The sequence below is a fragment of the Pantoea sp. Ap-870 genome, from assembly GCF_011752515.1.
Taxonomy (GTDB): domain Bacteria; phylum Pseudomonadota; class Gammaproteobacteria; order Enterobacterales; family Enterobacteriaceae; genus Pantoea; species Pantoea dispersa.
Genome location: NZ_VWXG01000031.1, coordinates 1 through 255, shown reverse-complemented (window position 1 = coordinate 255; position 255 = coordinate 1). Strand labels below are relative to the sequence as shown.

At 57.6% G+C, this 255-nt stretch carries 1 rRNA gene; it reads right to left on the bottom strand.

Annotated elements, in window-relative coordinates:
- Positions 1-255, bottom strand: a 23S ribosomal RNA gene (locus F3J41_RS23240); the annotation flags it as partial.

Here is a 255-nt window from a genome sequence, read left to right as displayed (position 1 = left end):
GTTCTTTTCGCCTTTCCCTCACGGTACTGGTTCACTATCGGTCAGTCAGGAGTATTTAGCCTTGGAGGATGGTCCCCCCATGTTCAGACAGGATACCACGTGTCCCGCCCTACTCGTCGGACTCACAGCTCATGCATCTTCGTGTACGGGGCTGTCACCCGGTATCGCGCGACTTTCCAGACGCTTCCACTGATGCACAAGCTGATTCAGGTCCTGGGCTGCTCCCCGTTCGCTCGCCGCTACTGGGGGAATCTC